The organism is Pseudomonas sp. KH_040, assembly GCF_057839305.1.
The window spans coordinates 4474640-4495180 of record NZ_CM174487.1 but is presented as its reverse complement, the minus strand read 5'-3'; the positions used below and the strand labels follow the sequence as shown (position 1 = coordinate 4495180).

Sequence of the window (20541 nt, the reverse complement as noted above, 5' to 3'; positions counted from 1 at the left end):
TCCTCTGGTTCAGCAATAAACGCTCTCAGGCTATTCAGGTATCAGAAAGTTGAGAACGGGTCCGGGATTCCCCGCCAGGTCTGCGCCTTTGAGGCAGACGTTCTGCCGGCCATTGGCAACGGAAACATGGAACACGCCCGTGGAGGGCGATACGCGCTGGAATCCCAGCCCGTCATTGCAGTTGATGCTCCCGGGCTGCCCGGACTTGTATTGAAATTGAAAGGGATCCAGATCCGGTGAGACCGGAAAAACCCTGACATCGTAGTCATCGTCACCCACCCATTCGATTTTATAGGCCGGCGCCAACGGCGCTGGTGCTTCCAGCAACCACCGCCAATAGATGCTGGGGGTTTTTCCATCCGATTGTTTTGGCACGTCCGTAGGCCGCTGTTGGCCAATCAGGCAGAGAAAATATAGCCCCGCACCTTCTTTGAGTTCATGGCTCAACTGATTCTCGGAACCAGGGCGAGCGGTTTGTACCTGGCTATACCCAGCAAGCGACTGGCATTCGTCCAGCGTGCGCGTATAGCGATAGCGGTAGTAGGGAGCGCTCAATGCGAAGGTTTGCAGCCAATGCCATGGCACGACTTGTCCGTGCTCGTCACGCTCGACTTTGATGTAATCGCTGTTTTGCGATGATGTCGGAAAAGACCATGCCGCTCCCAGCGGGCAGTCACCCGGACGCGGGTCGAAACGCCCCTTGGTGAAGCAAGCATCCAGGCCTTCGGCTGTGGAGGCGTAGTTGGTGTCAGTTCGCTTGTTGACCTGCCCGGCAACGACTTCACAGGGGGCGCCCTTGTCACATCGATTACGCTCACTTCCGCGCGTGGTAGTGCCCAACACAGCCACGACTTCATTGGTATAACGCGCAAGCAACGGTGAGCCGGATAATCCACTGACAACATCGAGGCAACGGTTGCTCGATTGTCCTACCCATCGCCACGGGCCTTCGATGACCGCTGCCGAATGTTCCTGTTTGCATGCCATTCGCTGAATGAAGCCGTTCACGGGCGCGCCGGTGATCAAAATGTTTTCTTCGGGGGGCAAGGGGGCATGCGCCAGTTTCAGAGGCTCGATACCGTCGCTGATCAACTGTTCCAGAGGCTGTTCAAGTTCAACGATGGAGATGTCTTGGCCACGCAGCGTGCTCCAGCCAATCCGGCTTACCGCATAGGAGCGACTGTGCGGTTGCGTGTCGAAAAAATAATTGAACGTAACCCGACCCTTTGCAGGCTGATTGACGATGACCTCGTTATTGCCTATCTCCGGATGTGTGCAGTGTCCGGAGGTCAGTACATAAGCCGGATTCGACACAGTACCGGGTTCTCGTGTGTCAATGAGTGTACCGGAGCAGGTCATGCCGCCTTCAACTTCGACACGGCCAATGGCTTGCCAATGCGCATAACGTCCGTTGGCATTGGCCAGCCGCTCAGCGGGAGCAAAGTTGGCTCCGCCTTCGCCCCAGTCGTATCGATTGACGGAGGCGCATCCCTGGAGAAGAGCGATAAGTGCAACAGCCGATCCAATTCGAATATTCATGACAGATTTCCATTTCCGCGTGGCTGGAAATCACCATGATTCAAAGGGTCAAGGCCTGTCTACTGTCAAACCTGACAGGTGTCGCGCCAATCTTCATACTTTCAATGTCTTACCGCCGATGGCCACCGCGACCAACAATACCGCCATCAAGCCAAAGGCAAAGCTCAAGCTACTGGCATGGGCGACAAAACCGATTACCGCCGGCCCGGCCAGAATCCCTGCATAGCCCAAAGTGGTAATCGCCGGCACCGCGATGCTTTCCGGCATCACCGTTTGCTTGCCCACCGCCGTGTACAGCACTGGCACGATGTTCGAACAGCCGGCACCGACCAGCGCATAACCCACCAGTGCCGCTTGCCAGTTCGGCGCAAATGTCGCCAGAAACAGGCCAGCCGCAGCCAACAGACCGCCAAACAGAATGATCCGCGTGGCACCGACAATCCGCACAATGCGGTCACCCAGCAAACGTCCGGCGGTCATGGTCAATGCAAACGCCGCATAACCCAACCCCGCGTACGCCGTGTCGATCCCGCGTTCCTGCGCCAGAAACACCGCACTCCAGTCCAGCGCCGCGCCTTCAGTCAGGAACACGATGAAGCACATCCCGCCAATAAACAGCACGATGCCGTGAGGGATGGCGAATGCCGGTCCGGAGCTTTCACTGCCGTAAGGCAACATGTGCGGCACGCATTTGAACAATGCCGCGATCAGCACCACGACCACCACCAACATGGCTGCGAGAGGCGTCAAGCCGAGGCCGAGCAGGGCGCTGACACCCGCCGCGCCGACAATCCCGCCGAGACTGAACAAGCCGTGAAAACCCGACATCATGTTCTTGCCGCTGGCGCGTTCGACGATCACCGCTTGCAGGTTCACCGTCGAATCCACCGTACCGAGGCCGGCGCCGAACATGAACAGGGTAGCGATCAGCGCCGGTATCGACGACACCGTCGCCAGTAACGGCAGCGCCGCGCAGATCAGCAGCGTGCCGCCGGTGGCCACCCGCCGACAGCCAAAGCGTGTGGCCAGAATCCCCGCCAGCGGCATCGCCAGAATCGAACCGACGCCGAGGCACAACAGCAATAACCCCAACGTGCCTTCATCCAGTCCGGCACGGGCCTTGGCGTACGGCACCAACGGCGCCCACGCGGCGATACCGAGTCCGGCGATGAAAAAGGCGATGCGCGTGGACATCTGTTGCAGGCGTCCGGGGACGAAGGTGTCTTGGGGGTTGAGGCTGGTCATATCGATCCTTGGCAAAAAACATCGCGTCCCCGAAGGACAGTGATTCAGCGACGAGGTTCGATCGCCGATGCTCGGGGACGTGCAGACGACATCCTACCCTGTGGGAGCGAGCCTGCTCGCGATAGCGGCTTGTCAGTCAATATTTTTTTGCCTGATACACCGCTATCGCGAGCAGGCTCACTCCTACAGGGGATTCGGTTTACAGTGGGATTCTTCGGTAGCAGGGACTAAGGTTGATGACGCAATTCTACGATGCACGGGGCAATATCTATGGGGTGATTGCGCCGCAGGCATTGCGCGACGCGGGCATTGTTTTGCCCGTCAGCGCCACTGAATGCGCCTCTGCGCGTCACTCTTGGAGCGCAGCGGCAATCAAACTCTGCTGCGACTGGCCCGAAGACCAACGCCCGGCAAACAGCAAGTCCCACCGCAGTGACGGCCTGCTGATCGGCCCGTTCCAGACGTCGCCGCCATTCGACGTGCTGATCGTCAACACCGACGGCACGCTCGCCGAGCGCAGTGGCAATGGCCTGACGATTTTCTCGCAGGCGCTGACCGAGCAAGGCTTGATGCCAGAGGAGGGTGCTTTGTTGCGCGTGCATCACGACAAGGGTTACGCCGTGGAGACCTCGGCGAAACCGGCTGAAGTCGAAGGTGTTAAAGGCTTCTGGCTCGATCTCGGCCAACCGCGATTTGGACCGGATGCGGTCGGTGCGCAGACTGTTCAAGGCATTGAGTTCAATGCTCGGGACGTGAGCCACGTTCAGCCCTTGGCACAACTTGATTCCGACTGGGCGCATAGCCAATTCGTGCGCATTGGCAATCCGCATTGCGTAACGCTGCTCCGCGATGTATCTACTTTGCCGAGCAACGAGCAAATGCGTGAATCACCCCTGAACGAAGGCCTGACCGAAATCGCCTACGCCATGCCCACCGGTGCCGGAGATCCATGCCCGGCAGGTGTCAATCTGCAATGGGCGGTGCTGGAATCACCACAGAAAATCCTCGCGCGAGTATTTGAACGCGGCGAAGGGCCGACGGCGTCCTCCGGCACCAGTGCCAGTGCCGTGGCATCGGCGGCTTGGCGGGTGGGTTGGGTCGAGGCGGGAGAAGTGCAGGTGGTCATGCCCGGCGGCACGGCGCCGATTTTGCTCGAAGAAGCAGAGGGTGAATTGCGGCGGGTCAGGTTGTTTGGTACGGCGCGGTTGATGGGCTGAATTCAAAGACCCTATCGCTGGCAAGCCAGGCTCCCACAGGGTTTTGTGGTGAACACCTCATTTGTGTACGCCACTGAACCCTTGTAGGAGTGAGCCTGCTCGCGATAGCGGTAGATCAGACAACATCTTTATTGAATGCCAGTGCGCTATCGCGTGCTGGCTCACTCCTACATTGGATCTGCGGTGCGCCACAGATCCTTGTGGGAGCTGGCTTGCCAGCGATGGGCCATCAGCCCCGCCGCAGATCTCAGCTCAGCTCAGTTCACCACTGAACTCCACCACCGGCATCTGCCGCTTCATCAACACCTTGCCGCCGCGAATCGAGTACAACGGCAAGCCCTGACTGCGGATCACCTCGTAATCACTGTCTGCCGAGAGAATCAGCAGATTCGCCGGACGCCCCTGTTCCAGGCCATAACGCTCACCCAGGTGCATGGCTTTGGCGCTGTTATCCGTGACCAGGTCCAGCGCACTTTGCAGGTTGCGGTAACCGAGCATGTGGCAGATGTGCAGCCCGGCCTCAAGCACGCGCAGGATGTTGCCGTTGCCCAGCGGATACCACGGGTCGACGATGGAATCCTGGCCGAAACAGACGTTCATGCCGGCTTCGAGCAATTCATTCACACGGGTCACGCCCCGGCGTTTCGGGAAGTTGTCGAAACGCCCTTGCAGGTGAATGCTCTCGGTGGGGCAGGAGACAAAACTGATTCCGGAATGGCCGAGCAGACGGAACAGTTTGGCGCAATAAGCGTTGTCGTAAGAACCCATCGCCGTGGTGTGGCTGGCGGTGACGAGGGCGCCCATGTCGCGGCTGCGTGCTTCTTCGGCGAGGACTTCAAGAAAGCGTGAATGCGGGTCGTCGGTTTCGTCGCAATGCACGTCGACCAGGCAACCGGTGCGCTCGGCCAGGTCCATCAGGAACTTCACCGAACTCACACCTTGATCGCGGGTGTACTCGAAATGCGGAATGCCGCCAACCACGTCCGCGCCCATGCGAATCGACTCTTCCATCAACTCGCGACCGTTGCGGAACGACTCGATGCCTTCCTGCGGAAAGGCGACGATTTGCAGATCGATGAGGTGGCGGCTTTCCTCGCGCACTTCGAGCATGGCTTTGAGCGCGGTAAGTTGCGGGTCGGTGACGTCGACGTGGGTGCGCACGTGCTGGATACCGTGCGCGGCCAGGGCTTGAATGGTTTTCTTGGCGCGGGTCTTGGTGTCTTCTTCGGTGATGGTGACCTTGCGCTCGCCCCAGCACTCGATGCCTTCGAACAATGTGCCGCTCATGTTCCAGCGTGGCTCGCCAGCGGTCAGCGTGGCGTCGAGGTGAATGTGCGGTTCGACGAAGGGCGGCACCACCAGATTGCCGCCGGCGTCGAGGTCATCCGGGCCGAGAGTGGGCGCTTCGGTCTGCCGGGCGATGCTGCGGATCAGGCCGTCTTCGAGGTGTAATTCGTGCAAACCTTCCTGGTTGCGCAAACGGGCGTTGATGATGTGCATCAGGCGAATCCTTTTTATAGGTCTTGTAGTGGCGCGCTCGCGCTGCGAGCGCCGAGCACGCCGGTGACGATGACATACGTTAGCGCGGCAGCGGCGATCCCTACCAGTGGCGCGACCCAAGGCGAGCTGAACGCGGCGACAGTGCCGACCGCATAGGCCCCGAGGCCCGGCCAGTTGAACGCCGGCAACCGTGCGTCGGCCAGACGCGGATAGTGCCCGCGCCAACGGAAGAAAAAGTCCGCCATGATCACCCCGCCAATCGGTGGAATCACCGTGCCGAGCAGAATCAGATACGGCACCAGCATGTCGTACATGCCCAGCAGCGCGAGGAGGGTGCCAATCACTGCGCCGGCGAGGGTCACGGTTTTGCGCCGGCCGGTGCGCAGCAGGTTGCAACCGGCGACGGCGAAGTTGTAGATGGTGTTGTCCTGGGTGCTCCAGATGTTCAGCAACAGCATGGCCATCGCCGCCATGGCGAAACCTTGCAACAGCAGCACTTCAACCACGTCGGGTTGTTGGTAAACGATGGCGCCGTAAGCGCCGATCAATACCATCAGGCCGTTGCCGATGAAGAAACCGATCAGGCTGGCCAGCACCGCCACCCGGGCCGAACGCGAGAAGCGTGTCCAGTTGGTCGCCTGCGTTGCGCCGCTGACGAAGGTGCCGAATACCAGCGTAATGGCCGTTGACCAGTCCAGCGAACCCGTCGGTACGACGCTGAGCAAACCTTCGAACCCGCCGACTTTCACCGTCGCCACCCACATCGACAGCATCAGCAGCAACATCATTGCCGGCACCGCGATGTACGAGAGAATCTCCAGTCCGCGATAACCGACGTAGGCTGTGGCGCAGAACAGCAGACCGAACAGCACCATCAGGCCGAGTACCGTACTTTCGTCGAGATTGAAATATTTACCGATCACGACGGCAGCCGTCGCCGTGCCCCAGGCGTACCAGCCGATCTGGGTGAAACCGAGGATCAGGTCGCTGAGCTTGCTGCCAACTTCGCCGAAGCAGAAACGGCCCATCAACACCGAATTGAGGCCGCTCTTGAAAGCGATGTAACCCAGGCCTGCCGCGTACAAACCCAGCAGCAGATTGCCGACGATGATCACCGCCATCATCTCGCCGAAACTGAACGCCACGCCGAGCTTGCCGCCGGCAAACATGGTTGCGGTGAAAAACGTGAAGCCCAGTAACACCATCGCCGTGGAGGCCAGGCCTTTGCGCGCATGCATGGGGACTTCGCTGAGGGGGTAATCGTTGCCGGGATCGTTCTGCGTCATGGGGCGGTCCTTGCTGGAATAGAGGAGACGCGGGGGAGGGTTGCAGTGGTCGTGCCAAATGCCGGATGGCGCGGGTTATGTATAGACGAGTCGCGTCGGCAAGCGCGAAAACAGTGCACCTGAATACACCGGAGCCCCAATGTAGGAGCTGCCGAAGGCTGCGATCTTTTGATCTTGTTTTTGATCGTTCCCACGCAGAGCGTGGGAACGATCAAGGTCAGAGGAAGCGCAGCAGGGCGGCGACGATGGCTTCGGGGGCGTCTTCCTGGACGAGGTGGCCGGCGTTGGCAATCGGGTGGAATTGTGATCCCGGGATCATTTGATGTAACGCTCGGCCACGCTCGATGGGGATCCACCGGTCCTCTTCGCCCCAGAGAATCTGCACCGGACAGCGGATCGTCGGGTACAGGCTTTCTGCTTCACGGGTATAGCGCTCGTCCATCTGCGCAATCTGCCGATAGAACGCCGCTTGCCCGGGATCGCCGAGCCACGGCTGCACGTAGGGTGCGAGTTCGTCGTCGGGGATATCGCGGTGAATCGCCCCGCGAATATAGGTAGGCACGACCGCGCGCTGGATGTAGTCGGGCAGGCCGCTGAACGCCGCTTCATGCTGACGCACATGCTGCACGAATGGCGAACCCCACGGCGTCAGCGCCACCGGATCGATCAGCGTCAGGCTGCGGTAATCCTTGCCGTTGAGCAGGTGTGCACGCAGTACGGTGGCGCCGCCAAAATCGTGAGCGACGACATCGGGGTGTTGAATATTCCAGTGATCGAGCAACTGCGCCAACAGTTGGTTTTGCACGCCGAGAGAGACATCGGCGTCAGGTTGCTCGGAGCGCCCGTAGCCCAGCAGGTCGAAGTAATGCACGCGATGCGTGGCGAAAAAGTGCGGCGCGATCCGGTGCCACACGTATGACGAAAACGGCGTGCCATGCACGAACACCAGCGGCGGGCCGTCGCCGCGTATGGCGTAATGAACGGGATGCCCGTTGAAGTCAAAGACCTGATCCAGCAGCCAGTCTGTCATGGGCCTGTCCTCTTGGCGGGTGGGAGCCAAAAAGCATAGGCGTAAAAAAACAGCCTCGCGGGCTGTTCTCTATTTCCCAGACAAAACACCAATCCCCCTGTAGGAGCCTTCGGCAGCTCCTACGAGGGAGATCTACTTCAGGTTATTCACCGCGATAGATACAACCGCTGGTGCACGTCTCGTGAATACGGATCGCGCTCAGTTCCGGCAACAACGGCTTCATTTCATTCCAGATGAATTTGGCCAGCACTTCGCTGGTCGGGTTTTCCAGACCGGGAATGTCGTTCAGGTAGTTGTGATCGAGACGCTCGTACAGCGGCTTGAAGATCGCTTTGATTTCAGAGAAATCGCGGATCCAGCCGGTGTGCGGATCGAGGTCGCCGCTGAGGTGAAGCGCCACTTTGAACGAGTGACCGTGCAGACGCCCGCACTTGTGGCCGTCCGGGACGTGCGGCAGGCGGTGGGCGGATTCGAAAGTAAACTCTTTGAAGATTTCCACGGTATTTTCGGCTCTGTTCAGATGGCGTTCGCCGCAGCGATTCGGGCAGGCGGCGAGTTTACCAGCTTGTCTTTGGCCGTGCTGACTAAAGGGTCAGCAAGCGCTCGGCGAGGCGACCATTGGCAGTCAGTTCAAGGAACTCATCGCCGAGGCGACGGCTCTCGTCCATCGCTGCGTGCCAGTATTTCTGCCGGCTCGGCGCATCGCCCATGAAGCGTTTGAAATCATTACGATCGGGGAGTTTGCCGTAGGGCAGGCGCGCCAGATATTCCTTCGAAGGCGCGAGCAGCAGCACGTCCTGCAAGCGCTCCACCGAGGCCTTGCGCCACGGCAGGGTCTTGTCGAACCAGCCGGGAATCACCCGATCAGTGAAGTGCGGATAAAGCACGATGCCGTCGCCGCTGTAGGGCAGGTCAAGGTGATAGTCGAGCAGGCCGCCGTCGCGGAACGTCCCGGCACCGGCGCCCGGCAGGTCGCGTACGCCTTCCATGACCATCGGGATCGATCCCGACGCCAACAAGGCCTGACGCAGATTGCCGGCATTCAGGGCGACAAAGCGCGACGGGAAATCGTTCAGCGCATTGACCGGCGGGGCGAGGCGTGGGTCGTGGATGATCAGTCGTTCGAAGTGCCGCGACAGCCGCGCGCGACCGCGCAGGTTGTCGGCAATCACCGAGCCCAGTGCCAGACCCAGTCGGCCGCGATGGTCATCGGCCAGACGCCCCTGACTTTTCACCACCATGATGTTCAGCCGGTAATGCGCGTTGTCGAGGATGCTCGCGTCGCGACCGTCGAGCAGGTCGTTGAGCATGCGCTGCGAACTCTGGCTGATCTCGGCCATGGTCACGCCTTTGTTGAAATTCTGCTCGGCGTACAGATGACCGAGGCGGCGAATGCCTTCGGCGGCGTCCGGCAGGCAGGCGCTGGCGAAGCGCCAGGAACCGACCGAGGCGCCGATCAGCGAACGCTCACGCGGTGCACTCGGCAGCCATTCACCGAACAATGCCAGATCCAGCCCCTGAATCCCCAACGCCTTCGGTCCACCGGCCGCGCCGGGCAGGGTGCCGACGTCGGCGGCGTTCAGGCCTTGGGCACGAATGCGCGCCATGGCACGTGGGCCGGCCTTGAGGGTGAGGGCGGGGAATTTGATGTGGATGGCGGTCATACCGGTCTCGATCGTTAGCAAGCGAACAATTATAAGCACATGTTACAAAATCCTGTAGGAGCTGCCGCAGCCTGCGGCAGCTCCTACACGGGGGCATGTGTTGAGCTGGGGCAATGATGGCAATTCAGTTTCAGTTAAGTTCATCTCGCTAAGGTGCCCACCGTAAGCAACACATAAAAATACGGAGACCCCATGAAAACCCTGACTGCCCTGTCCATTGCCGCGATCATCGGCTTCACCGCCAACCTCGCCCACGCCCGCGATCTCGGCCCCGACGAAGCCCTGCGTCTGCGCGACGCTGGTACTATCGTCTCCTTCGAGAAGCTCAACGCCACGGCGCTGGAAAAACACCCGGGTTCGACGATCACCGATACCGAGCTGGAAGAGCAGTACGGCAAGTACATCTACCAGATCGAAATGCGTGATCCGCAGGGGCTGGAGTGGGATCTGGAATTAGACGCGGTGACTGGGCAGGTTCTCAAGGATCATCAGGATACGTAATGAAGGTTAATGTTCGCGCCACCCGCCGTACGGCGTTGGCGCTGGTGATGTGTTGCTCGACGGCCATGGCCCGCGACCTCGGTCCGGACGAGGCGCTTGATCTGCGCAAGCAGGGCGTGATCCTGCCGCTGGAGCAAGTGCTGCAGCAGGCGATGGATCGTTATCCCGGCGCAAAACTGCTGGAAGTCGAGCTGGAAGAAAAACACGACGTCTACATTTATGAAGTCGAGTTGCTGACCGTCGAAGGTGTCGCCCGTGAGCTGCACTTGAAGGCCGATACCGGCGAACTGGTGAAAGACAAGGAAGATTGATCGATGCGTTTGCTATTGGTGGAAGACCACGTACCGCTGGCCGACGAATTGCTCGCCGGCCTGCAACGCCAGGGCTATGCAGTCGATTGGCTGGCGGACGGCCGCGATGCGCTGTATCAGGGCAGCAGCGAACCCTATGACCTGATCATTCTCGACCTCGGCCTGCCGGGTGTACCGGGGCTTGAAGTGCTGGCGCAGTGGCGCGCCGGCGGCCTGGCGATTCCAGTGCTGATCCTCACGGCGCGCGATTCCTGGGCCGAGCGCATCGAAGGCCTGAAGGCCGGCGCTGACGATTACCTGACCAAACCGTTCCACCCCGAAGAGTTGCAGTTGCGCATTCAATCGCTGCTGCGTCGCTCCAAAGGCCAGGCCAATCAACCCACATTGCAGGCGGCCGGTCTGCATCTGGACGAAGGTCGCCAATGCGTGGTGCGCGACGGCGCCGACATTCAATTGACCGCCGCCGAATTCCGCCTGCTGCGCTATTTCATGCTGCACCCGGAGCAGATCCTCTCCAAAAGCCACCTCGCCGAACACCTCTACGACGGTGAAACCGAGCGCGATTCCAACGTCCTCGAAGTGCACGTCAATCACCTGCGGCGCAAGCTCGGCAAAAGTGTGATCGAAACCCGTCGAGGTCAGGGTTACCTGTTCGGCGGGCAAGCTTCGTGAGGTCGATCCAACGCCGCTTGAGCCTGGGTTTGATCAGCGTGATGGTGGTCGTCGGTGTGGTGGTGGCGCAAACCAGTCTGTGGTTGTTCGAAGTGGGTTTGCAGCGCTATCTCGAAGCCGGTCTGCGCAACGACAGCGAAAGTCTGCTGGTGGCATTGGTGCGCGGGCCGCAAGGCCTGCAACTGGATGAGCGGCATTTGTCGCCAGCTTATCAGCGGCCGTTTTCCGGGCACTATTTCCGCATTGATTTTGCCGACAGCCATTGGCGTTCGCGTTCGTTGTGGGATCAGGATCTGCCACTGCTCGACCATCCCGGGCTGCACAGCAATCTGCAACTGGGGCCGGACGGTCAGCAATTGCTGGTGCTGCGTTCGGACTATCGGCGTCTCGGCCAATCGATTTCGATCAGCGTCGCCCAGGATTACACGCCGGTGCGCGAGAGCTTTCAGCGCATGCGCCAGATCGGCCTGGGCCTGGGTCTGGCGGCATTGCTGTTGATTCTGCTGCTGCAACGGCTGACCGTGCGTCGCGCCTTGAAACCACTGGAAAAGGCCCGCGAGCAGATTGCGCAATTGCAGCAGGGCCAGCGTTCACAACTCGATGAACAGGTGCCGGTGGAACTGGAACCGCTGGTGGCGCAGATCAACCATCTGTTGGCACACACCGAAGACAGCCTCAAGCGCTCGCGCAATGCCTTGGGCAATCTCGGTCACGCCTTGAAAACGCCGTTGGCGGTGCTGTTGAGTCTGGCGTCCAGCGAAAAACTCGATGCGCATCCCGAGTTGCGCAAGGTCCTCAAGGAACAACTGGAGCAGGTGCAGCAACGGCTTAATCGCGAGTTGAACCGTGCGCGGCTGTCCGGTGATGCGTTGCCAGGTGCGCTGTTTGATTGCGATGCGGAACTGCCGGGATTGCTGGCGACCCTGAACATGATTCACGGCGAGCATCTGGCCTTGAGTTATGTCGCGCCGGCGGGATTGCAACTGCCGTGGGATCGTGAGGATTTGCTGGAACTGCTCGGCAACTTGCTGGACAACGCCTGCAAATGGGCGGATGCCGAAGTGCGCCTGAGCGTGATCGAGCGTACGGACGGCTTTGCCCTGAGCGTGGAGGATGACGGTCCGGGGATTCCCGAAGAACAGCGCGCCGAGGTGTTCAGTCGGGGCACGCGGCTGGATGAGCAGACCCACGGGCATGGCCTGGGGCTGGGGATTGTCCGCGATATTGTCGAGACCTGGGGTGGTTTGCTGGTGTTGGGCGAGAGTGAATGGGGCGGGCTGAAGGTGGTGATCGAGTTGCCTCGGCGGTGAGCCTTTAGAAGCCCCTCACCCTAACCCTCTCCCGGAGGGAGAGGGGACTGACCGAGGTGTTTGTTCGAGGTACGCCGACGTGAGATACCGAGTCGAAGTCGGGTTTTGAAAGCCTCTGGTGACATGGATACCGAGTCGAACTCGGGTTTTGAAAGCTTCCCCATGACCTGAAATGCCGAGTCGAACTCAGGTTTTGAATGACATGGAGATCGGCTCCCTTTCCCCCTCGCCCCCCTTGGGGGGAGAGGGCTGGGGTGAGGGGGGAATCTCACTGACACCCCACAACCTGCGAATCAAACCCGAAACTGATCCATTAAACTCTGCTGCTGATTCGCCAGACTATTGAGCGACTGACTCACCCGCGCCGACTCATTCGCCTGCCCGGACAACGACTCGGTCACATCGCGAATCGTCGCCACGTTGTTATTGATCTCCTCGGCCACCGCGCTCTGCTCTTCCGCCGCGCTGGCAATCTGCAGGTTCATGTCGCTGATCACCGTGACCGCATCGCCGATCTGGCGCAGCGCCGTCACAGCCTGGCCAACCTGCTCGACACTGCCCTGAGCCTGACGATGGCTGTTGCCCATCGAACCAACCACATCTTGCGTACCGGTTTGCAGTTGCTCGATGACCTGACGGGTCTCTTCCACCGACTCTTGTGTGCGGCGGGCGAGGTTGCGGACTTCGTCGGCGACCACGGCAAAACCGCGTCCGGCCTCACCGGCGCGCGCCGCTTCGATCGCGGCATTAAGCGCGAGCAAGTTAGTCTGCTCGGCAATCGCACGAATGGTTTCCAGCACCGCGCCGATCTTCTCGCTGTTGGCGGCCAGGCCTTCGACTTGCACCATGGCTGCGCTCATGTCGGCGGCGAGGGTGTCGATGCTCGCGGTGGTGCGGTCGATCACGGTCAGGCCCTGACGGGTCGCGCGATCAGCATCCTTGGCGGCTTCGGCAGCCTGCGCGGCGCTGCGGGCGACGTCTTGCGCGGTGGCGCTCATTTCGTGGGAGGCAGTGGCAACCTGATCGACCTGGCGGTATTGCTGCTCCATGCCGGCGCTGGTTTGCGTGGCGATGGCCGAAGACTGGTCGGCGGTGTTGCGCGCGTCCTGCACCGAGCGTTTCACCTCGGCAATGATCGGCTGCAACTTGTCGAGGAACTTGTTGAACCAACCGGCCAGTTGCCCGAGTTCGTCCTTTTTGTCATAGGCCAGACGGCGGGTCAGATCGCCTTCGCCGCTGGCGATGTCTTCAAGCATGTGCGCCACGCCGAGGATCGGCTTGGTCACGCTGCGCGCCATCAGCCACACCAGCAGCAAGCCGATCAACGCGGCCAGCACGCCGAGGCTCAATTCGATCAGCGTGCCGGAGTTGTTGCTCGCGTCCAGTTGTTGCTTGAGCGCTTCGGCGCGGCTGACCAGGACTTTCTCTGGCACATCCAGCAGCACGCCCCACGACGGACCCCCGGGAATCGGTTGAAATGGCGACAGCACTTTCAACTGGCCGTTGCTGTGCAGGCTGCTGACGCTTGTGCTGGAGGCGAGCTTGCTGAGCAACTCGGCGCCGCTGGTTTTATCCACCGCATCCAGACGCTGGCTGAGTTTGCCGGCATCCGGGCTGTAACCGGCGAGCAGGCCGGCGGGGCTGATGATGCTCACGGCGGTCTGGCCGTCATAGAGCTTTTTGCTCGCGCCCTGGCTGATCGCTTGCAGGCTGTTGAGGTTGATGTCGACCGACAGCGAAGCAATCACTTTGCCGTTGACCATCAGCGGGAAGACGATGCTGGTCATCAGCACGTTTTGCCCGTCGATCACATAGAAGTACGGTTCGATCACACACGGCTTGAGCGTGGCGCGCGGGCAGGTGAACCAGGCGTTGGCCGCTTGACCGCTGGGACCGGTGCTGGTGTCGGCCATGTCGCTTTCCGGCAGGGCCATCGAGGTGACTTTACCCGGGATCGGTTGCGACCAGTACAGAGCGAAACGGCCCTTGTCGTTGCTGCCCAGTTCAGCTTGGCCGGCGAACAGTTCGTCTTTGCCGTCCAGTGCGTTGGCTTCGAACACCAGCGACAGACCGAGCAGGTCCGGGTTGGCTTGCAGCGCCGATTTGACCTGACGGGTCATGTCTTCACGCAGATCGAAAGCATCGAGGAAGCGCTTCTCGGCCTGTTCGCGCAGGAACAGCACCTGCCGCGAGAAACCGTGGCCGTACTGATAGGCGTCCATGAATTGCTGGCGAATGCCGGCAGCCTGCACTTCACCTTGCGACTCGATGCGCGCTTGCGCCGACTCGGTGAGCATCTCCATGCTCGAAGCTTTCACCAGTTCAGAACTGTGCTCCATGCGATACAGCGAAAGACCCACCAACAGGGTCACGATACCGGCCAGGCAGAGGCCGGCGAGCAGGGTGATTTTCCATTGGATGGAAAGTTGTCTGAGCGACATGGAGACGTCCTTATTCGATAAATATCTGAGACTTTGCACTGTAACGGCCGCGTTTCGGCTTTCTTTATCCTTGAAACACAATATGGCGGATTGACGCACCCGGGAGCGCTCGCTTTGACACCGCCGCCACTCTGCGGCACAGTGCGCGCCCTTCTAATAAGACCCTCTTTGCAAATCCGCCGATCAAGCTTTGGCGGACTCATCCTGTCTGGCGGTGTGTTTTCCACCGCAGTGTTTTTTGAGGTAGTGAAATGAATGCAGTCATAGCGGCAGTCGGCGTCATGCTGATTCTCAGCCTGTCCCGCGTGCACGTGGTGATCGCCCTGATCGTCGGCGCACTGGTCGGCGGCCTGACCGGTGGTCTGGGCATCGACGCCACGCTCAAGGCGTTCAACAGCGGCCTGGGCGGCGGCGCGACCGTGGCGTTGTCCTACGCCTTGCTTGGTGCTTTCGCCGTGGCGATTGCCAAGTCCGGCCTGGCTCATGCGCTGGCTGACAAAGCGCTGGCGATGGTCGATCGTCAGCACGCGACCGGCGGTGGCAGCGTCAAATGGCTGCTGATCGGCCTGTTGTGGGTGGTGGCGATTGCCTCGCAGAACATTCTGCCGATCCACATTGCGTTCATTCCGCTACTGGTGCCGCCACTTCTCTATGTACTGACCAAGCTGCAACTCGATCGCCGGCTGATCGCGTGCGTCATGACCTTCGGTCTGATCACGCCGTACATGTTCCTGCCGGTGGGCTTCGGCAACATCTTCCTCAATGAAATCCTGCTGGCCAACGTTGCCCGTAGCGGTGTTGATATCAGCGGCATCAATGTCACCCACGCCATGGGCATTCCGGCGCTGGGCATGGTCTTCGGCCTGGCGATGGCGTTCATCACTTATCGCAAGCGGCGCGTATACGACCTGGCGAAGATTGAGCAGGTCGAGCAAGTGGCGGTGCAGTACAACCCGCTGAGCCTGATGATTGCCGGTGTGGCGATTGCTGCTGCGTTCATCGTGCAACTGCTGCTGGACTCGATGATTATCGGGGCGCTGGTCGGTTTCCTGATCTTCTCGGTGTCGGGCATTGTGAAATGGCGCGAGACCGATGACCTCTTCACCGAGGGCATGAAGATGATGGCGATGATCGGCTTCATCATGATCGCCGCCTCCGGGTTTGCCGAGGTGATGAAGGCCACTGGCGAAGTGCAGACGCTGGTTGAATCCTCGGCATCGTGGATCAATCACAGCAAGGGCATCGGCGCGTTGTTGATGCTGCTGGTCGGGTTGCTGGTGACCATGGGCATCGGTTCGTCGTTTTCCACGGTGCCTATTCTGGCGGCGATTTTCGTGCCGCTGTGCGTGCAACTGGGCTTCAGCCCGATCGCTATCGTGTGCATCGTCGGTACCGCTGGTGCTTTGGGCGACGCCGGCTCGCCGGCCTCGGACTCGACGCTGGGCCCGACCTCCGGTCTGAACATCGACGGCCAGCATCACCATATCTGGGACACCGTGGTGCCGACGTTCCTGCACTACAACCTGCCGCTGCTGGCGTTCGGCTGGGTGGCCGCGATGGTTCTCTGAACCCCTGAAACCTGTGGGAGCTGGCTTGCCAGCGATGGCGTCGGCACATTCAATATTTATGTGTCAGACACACCGCCATCGCGGGCAAGCCCGCTCCCACAGGTAGATGCAATGTCTGCAGACTCAACTTTTGTGATGGCGTGCCGTTAAAGCCTTTAACCACGCCAATAAAACCAAAAGAGTGAGCTCCCACAATGCGCCTGAGCCTCAAGGCTAAAGTCCTGTCCCTCGCCGTTCTCCCGGTGTTGCTCTTTGCCCTGGTCATCAGCCTGACCACGCTGTTCATCCTCCAGGAACAGGCGCACAAAGAGGTCGAACAGACCCGCGAACGCCTGCTCGGCGATGCCAAAGCCACCCTGCAAAGTTACGTCGCCGTGGCCATGACCACGATCAAGCCGCTGTACGACGCGGCCGCGCCGGGTGATAACGAGGCACGCGCCCAGGCGATCAAACTGCTCTCCGGCATTCGCTACGGCAAGGACGGCTACTTCTTCGGCTACGACTCCGAGACCGTGCGCCTGTTCAAGGCCAACGACCCCGAAGGCGTGGGCAAAAGCTTTAAAGACAACCGCGACCCGAACGGCGTTTACGTCAACCTTGGCTTGGTGAAAGTGGCGAAGGACGGTACGCACTATCTGCAATACAGCTCGCCGTTGCCGGGTAATGCCAAGGTGTTGGTACCGAAACTCGGTTACACCGAATACCTGGCCAAGTGGGACATGGCGGTCGGTACCTCGGTCAACCTCGACGGCATCGAAGCGCAAGTCGCACAGGTCGAAGCGCAAGTGCAGGAGCGTATGCAAGGCGTGGTGCTGAGCATCGTCGGCGTGGCGGTGGTGGTGCTGCTGGTGATCGCGGCGGCGGGGATGTTGCTGGCCAATACCATTTTGCGTCCGTTGACCCTGATGAAAGCCAACCTCGATGACATTGCAGCGGGCGAGGGCGATCTGACCCGTCGCCTGAACATCACCAGCCAGGATGAACTCGGCGAACTGGCCGGCTCGTTCAACCGCTTCGTCGACAAGATCCATGGTCTGGTGCGGCAGATCACCGAGATGACCACGCAACTGACCGGGCTGGTGACGCAAGTGTCCGATCAGGCCCAGCGTTCGGATCAGGCGATGGAGCGTCAGCGGCACGAAACCGATCAGGTCGCCACGGCGATCAATGAAATGTCCGCCGCCGCGCAGGAAGTAGCGAAGAGCGCGCAGAACGCTGCCGTCGCCGCCCAGCAGACCGACGAAGAAGGCCAGAGCGCCAAGCGTGTGGTGGCCGGCAGCATCAAGCAGATTCATGCGCTGGTCGATGACATTCGCAGCAGCGGTGTGTCGCTCGACAGCCTGCAGCAGGACGTGACCTCGATTGTTGGCGTGCTCGGGGTGATCCGCTCGATTGCCGAGCAGACCAACCTGCTGGCACTGAACGCCGCGATTGAAGCGGCGCGCGCCGGTGAGGCCGGACGCGGGTTTGCCGTGGTGGCGGATGAGGTGCGGGCGTTGGCCAGTCGCACGCAGATCAGCACCCAGGAAATTCAGGGCATGATCGACCGCTTGCAGGCGGGTACGCAGTCGGCGGTTGAGGCGATGCGTCGCTCCAGCGAGGCGGGTGATGGTACTTCGCAACAGGCCAATCAGGCTGGGGCTTCGCTGGATGCGATGGCCGAGCTGATCGCGACGATCAACTCGATGAACGCGCAGATTGCCAGTGCGGCGGAAGAGCAGACGGCGGTGGCCGAAGAGATCAACCGCAGCGTGCATCAGATTGCGGTGGCGGTGGACAGCGTGGCCGATGAAACGCAGTTGGGTGCACAGACGTCGCGCAGTCTGGCGGAGCTGGGGCAGCGCCTTGGCAAACTCGTGGGTCAGTTCCGGATCTGACAGCTTGAAAAGCCCCTCACCCTAGCCCTCTCCCGGAGGGAGAGGGGACTGACCGAAGTGTCTTGCGTCATACATCGACCTGAAAGATTCAGTCGATTATGGATTCGGTAAAGCTGTTTCAGGTCGGCGTAGTTCCACAGCATCCCCCAATCAGTCCCCTCTCCCTCCGGGAGAGGGCTAGGGTGAGGGGCTTTTGATCTTCAAAGACTCAAGGTCTATCCCAGTAGGGCACTTCGCCAAAGCATTCGACGAAGAAATCAATCACCGTCCGCACCTTCACCGACAACCGCCGGCTCCCCGGCCACAACACCGCAATCTGCTGCGGCTCCAGGCTGTTCGACACCTGATATTCCCCCAGCACCGGCACCAGCGTGCCATCGCGCACGGCTTCGCCAATCAGCCAAGACGGAAACATCACCAGCCCCAAACCCTGTTCAGCGGCTTGGGTGAGGGTGTCGGCGTGGTTGCCGGTGATCGGGCCTTTCACCGAATACGGCGTCCAGTCCTCGCCGTCGCGGCGGAAAAACCAGCGCTGCTGGCCGGTCGCGCCTTTGTAGGCGAGGCATTGGTGTTGCGCCAGATCTTCGGGTTTTTGCGGCGTACCGTGACGCTTGAGATACGCCGGGCTGGCCGCGACCTGAAAGCGATGCGGCGCCAGAATCCGTGCCTGCATGCTCGAGTCGTGCAACGGGCCGATGCGGAACAGCAGGTCGGCGCCTTCCTGCAATGGATCGACGTAGTGGTCGGTCTGCTGGATATCCAGTTGCAGCTTCGGATAGCGCGCGCACAACTGGCCCAGCCACGGCGTCAGATGCCGCTGGCCGAACACCACTGGCGCGTTGATGCGCACCAGCCCGGTGGGCTCGCTTTGCTGTTCCTGCAAGGCCTGTTCGGCTTCTTCCAGTTGCACCAGCACCAGCCGCGCGTGATGACCGAGCATGCGCCCGGCTTCGGTCGGCGTGACGGCGCGGGTGTGGCGGTAGAGCAATTGCTGGTTCAGCGCCTGCTCCATCAATTGAATTTGCCGGGAGATTGAAGAGGGCGCCACGCCTTCGCGGCGGGCGACTTCGGAAAAACTGCCGTGATCGAGAACGGCCACAAACAGCCTGAGTGCCTTGAATCCGAGTTCGTTGAGCCCGTGCATGGATGATCCTGTTGTGCGTATTGCGCAAAAGTGTTGTCCGGATGCTCCCATTTATCGCACAGCTGCGCCAGCCGATAATCCGCGCCATCGTTTACTTGAGTGGAAGGTTGTTTATGCAGACGTTGGATGAGGTGAGCGTTAGCGCGCCGGCGACGAAGTCGGGGTTGCGCTTGTTGTTGCTGCCGCTGGTGATTCTCGCGGGCATGGGCTTGTCGGTGGAGGCGGGGTTGCTCGGGCCGTTGGGCGTGCAGGTCGGGCATCTGTGGGCGACCTTGAGCATCTTTGGTGTGGGCTCGGCGATTCTGTTTTTGCTGTTGTTGTTCGCTGGCCCGCAAAAAGGCCCGGCACTGACCGATCTGCCGCGCTGGCAGTTGATTGGCGGGTTTCTGGGGCCGATGTATGTGGTGGTGCTGACCCTGGCGACGCCGCATATCGGCATTGCGATGACCATGATTGCGATTCTGTCCGGGCAGGTTGGCAAGAGTGTGTTGATTGACCATTTCGGTTGGTTCGGCGCGACGCGCAAGAAGGTCAATGCCGAGCGGTGGCTGGCGTTGGGTTTGATTGTGGTGGCTTTGGTTTTGATTGCGCGGGGGTGAGTGATGAGTCTGGTTATTTTGTTGGCGGTGGTGGTGTTGGCCGGTGCGGTGTTGAGTGTGCAGGCGGCGATCAATGGGCGTCTGGGCGAGAGCGTCGGGGTGTTGCGCAGTAGTTTGCTGACGTTTGTTGTGGGTGCGGTGTCGACCGGGTTGTTGATTTTGTTTTTTGAGCCGGCCCATGCGGTGAGTCTTTTCGATGTGCCGAAGTGGCAGTTGACCGGGGCGCTGTTTGGCGTGGTGTACATGATGGTGATGGTCGGGGCGGTGCCGGTGGTGGGGACGGCTGTGGCGACGGTGGCGGTGATTGTCGGGCAGTTGGGGATGGGGATGTTGATTGATAATTTTGGCTGGTTGGGGAATCCGGCGATTGAGCTGTCTGGTTCGCGGATTTTGGCGATGGTGTGTTTGGGGGTGGCTTTGGTGTTTATGTATAGGAGTTCGCGTCAGGCTGGGTGAGTTGGGTTTAGTTGAGTACATATCCGTTGCTGCGGTCACGGCGGCTTAGGGTTCCGCCCTTACGGCGGGTCACTTTTGACAAACGCCTCAAAAGTAACCAAAAACGCTTGCTCCTGCGTACGGCCCGCTCGCTAGGGCTCGGGGTTCCTTCGCTGCGGGATCGATCCGGGCGCAGCGCCTA

18 protein-coding genes and 2 pseudogenes are annotated in these 20541 nt (G+C 60.5%); 10 read left to right on the top strand and 10 right to left on the bottom strand.

Translation table 11 applies throughout. The features are described 5' to 3' along the window. Positions 1-30: 30 nt before the first annotated feature. Together AC3IUF_RS19945 and AC3IUF_RS19940 are read right to left on the bottom strand one after the other, a co-directional pair. A complete protein-coding gene (locus AC3IUF_RS19945) occupies positions 31-1539 on the bottom strand; it encodes a trypsin-like serine peptidase (RefSeq protein WP_489279079.1) in 1509 nt (502 codons plus the stop codon). 93 nt (positions 1540-1632) lie between these two features. Then, positions 1633-2784 (bottom strand): MFS transporter, encoded by a 1152-nt coding sequence (locus AC3IUF_RS19940; RefSeq protein WP_489279077.1) that lies wholly within the window; start codon positions 2782-2784, stop codon positions 1633-1635. Between the two features lie 236 nt (positions 2785-3020). Between AC3IUF_RS19940 and AC3IUF_RS19935 the strand changes: the two genes are divergently transcribed. Beyond that, entirely contained in the window at positions 3021-4001 is a 981-nt protein-coding gene (locus AC3IUF_RS19935; protein WP_414915730.1) for a diaminopimelate epimerase, read from the top strand. 252 nt (positions 4002-4253) lie between these two features. Here the strand turns inward: AC3IUF_RS19935 and codA are convergent, their stop codons facing one another. The 5 genes from codA to AC3IUF_RS19910 all read right to left on the bottom strand — a co-directional run bounded on the left by codA (position 4254) and on the right by AC3IUF_RS19910 (position 9481). Continuing rightward, positions 4254-5501 (bottom strand): cytosine deaminase, encoded by a 1248-nt coding sequence (gene codA, locus AC3IUF_RS19930; RefSeq protein WP_095114259.1) that lies wholly within the window; start codon positions 5499-5501, stop codon positions 4254-4256. A 14-nt stretch (positions 5502-5515) separates the two neighbouring features. Next, positions 5516-6787, bottom strand: coding sequence for a cytosine permease (gene codB / locus AC3IUF_RS19925; RefSeq protein ID WP_489279076.1), 1272 nt, complete (start codon positions 6785-6787; stop codon positions 5516-5518). A 217-nt stretch (positions 6788-7004) separates the two neighbouring features. After that, complete coding sequence (locus AC3IUF_RS19920; protein ID WP_489279074.1) at positions 7005-7817, bottom strand: alpha/beta fold hydrolase; 813 nt, start codon at positions 7815-7817, stop codon at positions 7005-7007. Positions 7818-7959: 142 nt separating this feature from the next. Continuing rightward, on the bottom strand, positions 7960-8316 hold the full coding sequence (queD, locus tag AC3IUF_RS19915; RefSeq protein WP_007915588.1) for a 6-carboxytetrahydropterin synthase QueD: 357 nt from the start codon (positions 8314-8316) through the stop codon (positions 7960-7962). Between the two features lie 85 nt (positions 8317-8401). Beyond that, entirely contained in the window at positions 8402-9481 is a 1080-nt protein-coding gene (locus tag AC3IUF_RS19910; RefSeq protein WP_007915589.1) for a patatin-like phospholipase family protein, read from the bottom strand. A gap of 192 nt (positions 9482-9673) precedes the next feature. On the opposite strand from AC3IUF_RS19910, the gene AC3IUF_RS19905 reads away from it, so the two are divergent. The 4 genes from AC3IUF_RS19905 to AC3IUF_RS19890 are packed head-to-tail and all read left to right on the top strand — an operon-like array spanning position 9674 to position 12275. Continuing rightward, on the top strand, positions 9674-9982 hold the full coding sequence (locus tag AC3IUF_RS19905; RefSeq protein WP_007915590.1) for a PepSY domain-containing protein: 309 nt from the start codon (positions 9674-9676) through the stop codon (positions 9980-9982). Further along, entirely contained in the window at positions 9982-10293 is a 312-nt protein-coding gene (locus AC3IUF_RS19900) for a PepSY domain-containing protein (protein ID WP_007915591.1), read from the top strand. The genes AC3IUF_RS19905 and AC3IUF_RS19900 overlap by 1 nt, the downstream gene beginning before the upstream one ends. 3 nt (positions 10294-10296) lie before the next feature. Next, complete coding sequence (locus tag AC3IUF_RS19895; RefSeq protein WP_007915592.1) at positions 10297-10965, top strand: response regulator transcription factor; 669 nt, start codon at positions 10297-10299, stop codon at positions 10963-10965. Beyond that, a complete protein-coding gene (locus AC3IUF_RS19890) occupies positions 10962-12275 on the top strand; it encodes a sensor histidine kinase (protein ID WP_123376975.1) in 1314 nt (437 codons plus the stop codon). Before AC3IUF_RS19895 ends, AC3IUF_RS19890 begins: the two co-directional genes overlap by 4 nt. Positions 12276-12568: 293 nt before the next feature. Here AC3IUF_RS19890 and AC3IUF_RS19885 read toward each other — a convergent pair whose 3' ends face one another. Further along, on the bottom strand, positions 12569-13324 hold the full coding sequence (locus AC3IUF_RS19885) for a methyl-accepting chemotaxis protein (protein ID WP_371857720.1): 756 nt from the start codon (positions 13322-13324) through the stop codon (positions 12569-12571). 102 nt (positions 13325-13426) lie between these two features. Next, positions 13427-13573: pseudogene (locus tag AC3IUF_RS19880) on the bottom strand (HAMP domain-containing protein); the annotation flags it as partial. 1394 nt (positions 13574-14967) lie between these two features. On the opposite strand from AC3IUF_RS19880, the gene AC3IUF_RS19875 reads away from it, so the two are divergent. The 3 genes and pseudogenes from AC3IUF_RS19875 to AC3IUF_RS19865 all read left to right on the top strand — a co-directional run bounded on the left by AC3IUF_RS19875 (position 14968) and on the right by AC3IUF_RS19865 (position 18161). Then, the gene (locus AC3IUF_RS19875; RefSeq protein ID WP_007920443.1) at positions 14968-16284 is read left to right on the top strand and encodes a Na+/H+ antiporter family protein; all 1317 of its coding nucleotides are present in this window, start codon (positions 14968-14970) and stop codon (positions 16282-16284) included. 194 nt (positions 16285-16478) lie between these two features. Next, a pseudogene (locus AC3IUF_RS19870) lies at positions 16479-17255 on the top strand (cache domain-containing protein); the annotation flags it as partial. Positions 17256-17339: 84 nt separating this feature from the next. After that, the gene (locus AC3IUF_RS19865; protein WP_409077500.1) at positions 17340-18161 is read left to right on the top strand and encodes a methyl-accepting chemotaxis protein; all 822 of its coding nucleotides are present in this window, start codon (positions 17340-17342) and stop codon (positions 18159-18161) included. Between the two features lie 208 nt (positions 18162-18369). Here AC3IUF_RS19865 and AC3IUF_RS19860 read toward each other — a convergent pair whose 3' ends face one another. Further along, positions 18370-19305 (bottom strand): LysR family transcriptional regulator, encoded by a 936-nt coding sequence (locus AC3IUF_RS19860; protein ID WP_123376974.1) that lies wholly within the window; start codon positions 19303-19305, stop codon positions 18370-18372. Between the two features lie 113 nt (positions 19306-19418). On the opposite strand from AC3IUF_RS19860, the gene AC3IUF_RS19855 reads away from it, so the two are divergent. Together AC3IUF_RS19855 and AC3IUF_RS19850 are read left to right on the top strand one after the other, a co-directional pair. After that, positions 19419-19904: a DMT family transporter gene (locus tag AC3IUF_RS19855; RefSeq protein WP_016987941.1), complete on the top strand. Its 486-nt coding sequence runs from the start codon at positions 19419-19421 to the stop codon at positions 19902-19904. Positions 19905-19907: 3 nt separating this feature from the next. Beyond that, a complete protein-coding gene (locus tag AC3IUF_RS19850; RefSeq protein ID WP_007920427.1) occupies positions 19908-20360 on the top strand; it encodes a DMT family transporter in 453 nt (150 codons plus the stop codon). Positions 20361-20541 lie beyond the last annotated feature (181 nt).

Bases quoted from the DNA above. Each gene is read 5' to 3' on its own strand.
- AC3IUF_RS19865 (WP_409077500.1), top strand. From the start codon at position 17,340: ATGACCACGCAACTGACCGGGCTGGTGACGCAAGTGTCCGATCAGGCC.
- AC3IUF_RS19850 (WP_007920427.1), top strand. From the start codon at position 19,908: ATGAGTCTGGTTATTTTGTTGGCGGTGGTGGTGTTGGCCGGTGCGGTG.
- AC3IUF_RS19875 (WP_007920443.1), top strand. From the start codon at position 14,968: ATGAATGCAGTCATAGCGGCAGTCGGCGTCATGCTGATTCTCAGCCTG.
- AC3IUF_RS19895 (WP_007915592.1), top strand. From the start codon at position 10,297: ATGCGTTTGCTATTGGTGGAAGACCACGTACCGCTGGCCGACGAATTG.
- AC3IUF_RS19905 (WP_007915590.1), top strand. From the start codon at position 9,674: ATGAAAACCCTGACTGCCCTGTCCATTGCCGCGATCATCGGCTTCACC.
- AC3IUF_RS19935 (WP_414915730.1), top strand. From the start codon at position 3,021: ATGACGCAATTCTACGATGCACGGGGCAATATCTATGGGGTGATTGCG.
- AC3IUF_RS19885 (WP_371857720.1), bottom strand. From the start codon at position 13,324: ATGGAGCAGCAATACCGCCAGGTCGATCAGGTTGCCACTGCCTCCCAC.
- codA (WP_095114259.1), bottom strand. From the start codon at position 5,501: ATGCACATCATCAACGCCCGTTTGCGCAACCAGGAAGGTTTGCACGAA.
- AC3IUF_RS19910 (WP_007915589.1), bottom strand. From the start codon at position 9,481: ATGACCGCCATCCACATCAAATTCCCCGCCCTCACCCTCAAGGCCGGC.
- AC3IUF_RS19945 (WP_489279079.1), bottom strand. From the start codon at position 1,539: ATGAATATTCGAATTGGATCGGCTGTTGCACTTATCGCTCTTCTCCAG.
- AC3IUF_RS19920 (WP_489279074.1), bottom strand. From the start codon at position 7,817: ATGACAGACTGGCTGCTGGATCAGGTCTTTGACTTCAACGGGCATCCC.
- AC3IUF_RS19860 (WP_123376974.1), bottom strand. From the start codon at position 19,305: ATGCACGGGCTCAACGAACTCGGATTCAAGGCACTCAGGCTGTTTGTG.
- codB (WP_489279076.1), bottom strand. From the start codon at position 6,787: ATGACGCAGAACGATCCCGGCAACGATTACCCCCTCAGCGAAGTCCCC.
- AC3IUF_RS19940 (WP_489279077.1), bottom strand. From the start codon at position 2,784: ATGACCAGCCTCAACCCCCAAGACACCTTCGTCCCCGGACGCCTGCAA.
- AC3IUF_RS19855 (WP_016987941.1), top strand. From the start codon at position 19,419: ATGCAGACGTTGGATGAGGTGAGCGTTAGCGCGCCGGCGACGAAGTCG.
- AC3IUF_RS19900 (WP_007915591.1), top strand. From the start codon at position 9,982: ATGAAGGTTAATGTTCGCGCCACCCGCCGTACGGCGTTGGCGCTGGTG.